A 2,352-nucleotide genomic window follows, 5' to 3' on the forward strand; every position below is an offset into this window, starting at 1 on the left:
GGTGCGGGCGCGGGCTCTGCGCGCTGAGGTTTCGCGCTGGGCGACAGTTCTCGCCTTCCGGAGGCCGTGAGGTGTCGCTGAGCGCGAAACCTTGATGCTCGCCACCGGCCTGCGCCGCGGGCCGTCGGCCGCCGCGGTGCGGCGCGGCGCGGGCCCGCGGTGCGCTACGTCCGCAGGACCACGTCGGCCAGGGCGGCCGGGTCCTCGGCGGCGATGAAGGCCTGCTCCTGCGCGGCCCAGCGGTCCCACTCGCGCGCGAAGACCTCGCCGTCGCGGCCGATCGCCCGGTCCCAGCGCACGGCGTCGTCGGCCTCGAGCCACACCCGCAGGGACGCCAGCGGTGCCGACGCCCGCGACAACGCACCGCACCCCTCGACCACGATCGGCAGGTCGGGGTCGACCGACGCCCAGTCCGCGGGCGCATCGGCCGCCCAGTCCCAGCGTCGGTACCCGCTCGGCGCTCCGAGGACGTCCGTCACCACGGCGTCGGCAGCCGCACGCAGGCCGTCCCACCCCGGGTACAGGTCGTCCAGGTGCACGAGCTGCGCACCGAGCTGCTCCGCGACCTGTGCTCCGAGGGTGGTCTTGCCCGTGCCGGACCGGCCGTCGATGAGCACGACGGTGCGCCGGCCCGTGGCAGCGGCGACACCGACAGCAGCAGCGGCCAGACCGGGGGCGAGGTCACCGGCGGCGGTGCCCGTCGCGCGCGTCGCGCCCGTCGTGCCGGCTGCAGGCTCCGCGTCAGGCACGCCACGTCCCCACGCTCACCGCGACGGCGATCGACACCACGCCGATGCCGACCAGCACCGCCACCATCGCCCACCCCGGCCCGGCGAACCGTGCGACCCGCGCCCAGGTTCGCCGTCCAGGAGCACCGAACCCCCGTGACTCCATCGCCACCGCCAACGTCGTCGCCCGCCGCAGCGCGAGCACGAGCAGCGCGAACGCCATGGTCGCCCCACGTCGCAGCCGTCCGGAGTCGGCCAGCCCTCGGGCACGCCGCGCCATCGCGAGCTGTCGCCAGTCGTCGACGAGCAAGGTCATCATCCGGACAGCGGCGAGCGCGCCGAGCACGAAGCGCGCGGGCAGCCGGAGCACCTGCGCGAGCCCGTCGGCCAGGTCGGTCGGGTCGACCCGCACGAAGAGCGCGATGGCCGGCACGCCCACCGCGAGGACCCGGAGCGCGGTCGCCAACGCGAGCGTGAGCGACCCGTCGGTGACGTGCGCGAACCCGAGGTCGAACCACTCCCGACCCGAGGGCCTGCCGTACAGCGCGATGCTCACCGCCGTCAGCGGCACCGCGAGGAGCACCGGTGCGAGTCGGAGCAGCAGGGTCCGGACCGGCAGGCGCAGGAGCGGCAGGAGTGCGAGTTCGAGCGCCAGGGCGACGGCGGCGGAGACGACGTCGAGGCTGAGCACCAGGCAGACGCCGAGGGCGAGCACACCGATCAGCGACGCGACCGGCTGGACGCCGGGGATGCCGGTCGCGCGGGCCGGCAGCGGTCGTCGCACGAGGTTCGTCGCGTCGGTTCCGTCGGCCGCGTCCGCCGTGTCCGTCCGGTCTGGAGGCCCGGGGTGGCGTCCGGCTGTCGGTCCCGTCTCCGGGGCGGTTGCGACCGACGGCCCCTGGTCGCTCCCGACGGACCGGGCGCCGTCCGGCCCGAGCACGACCTCGTCGGCGTCGAGTGCCCGGACGAGATCGCGGTCGTGGGTGACCGCCACCACCGCGGTGCCGGCGTCAGCCAGGGCCCCGAGCCGCCCGACGACGGCCTGCCACGTGGCACGGTCCTGCCCGGAGGTCGGCTCGTCGAGCACGACGACCGGCGGCCGGGCCGCGATGACCGAGGCGATCGCGAGTCGTCGTTGTTCGCCCCCGGACAGCGTGAAGGGGTTGGCGTCGGCCAGGTGTGCGAGCCCGAACTCGTCGAGCAGCGCGGTGGCCCGTTCGGCGGCGTCCGGCGCATCGAGGGCTCGGGGGCCGGCCTCGATCTCCTCGCGGACGGAGCGGGCGACGAACTGGTGCTCGGGGTCCTGGAACACCGTGCCGATCCGGGCGGCGAGTTGACGGCTCGTCCAGGCGTGGGGCGCTGTGCCGATGCCGTCGGCGAGGGCGTCCGTGGCGTGGAGCTCACCGGCTGCCGGTGGGAGCAAGCCCGCGAGGGTCAGCCCGAGCGTCGACTTGCCGACGCCGTTCGGTCCGGTGACGGCGAGGACCTGCCCGGCCCGGAGCCCGAGGTCGATGCCGTTCCCGACCGGTTGCTTCCCCCGTGCCGTGCCGAGCCCCCGGGCGTCGAGCAGTACCGCTGTCCCCTGGTCACGCTCCCCCGCGCCGACCCCCTCGCCAGGTTCCCC

Annotated in this window: 2 protein-coding genes; both read right to left on the bottom strand. The window is 75.8% G+C overall.

Features of this window, described 5'->3' with window-relative positions; genetic code table 11:
- Positions 1-164: 164 nt before the first annotated feature.
- Entirely contained in the window at positions 165-749 is a 585-nt protein-coding gene (locus tag DEJ06_RS17965) for an ATP-binding protein (RefSeq protein ID WP_258372542.1), read from the bottom strand.
- On the bottom strand, positions 742-2,352 hold a 1,611-nt coding region (locus tag DEJ06_RS18660; RefSeq protein ID WP_146245910.1), incomplete at its 5' end, for an ATP-binding cassette domain-containing protein. The genes DEJ06_RS17965 and DEJ06_RS18660, both read right to left, overlap by 8 nt.

The organism is Curtobacterium sp. MCLR17_051 (genome assembly GCF_003234395.1).
GTDB classification, from domain to species: domain Bacteria; phylum Actinomycetota; class Actinomycetes; order Actinomycetales; family Microbacteriaceae; genus Curtobacterium; species Curtobacterium flaccumfaciens.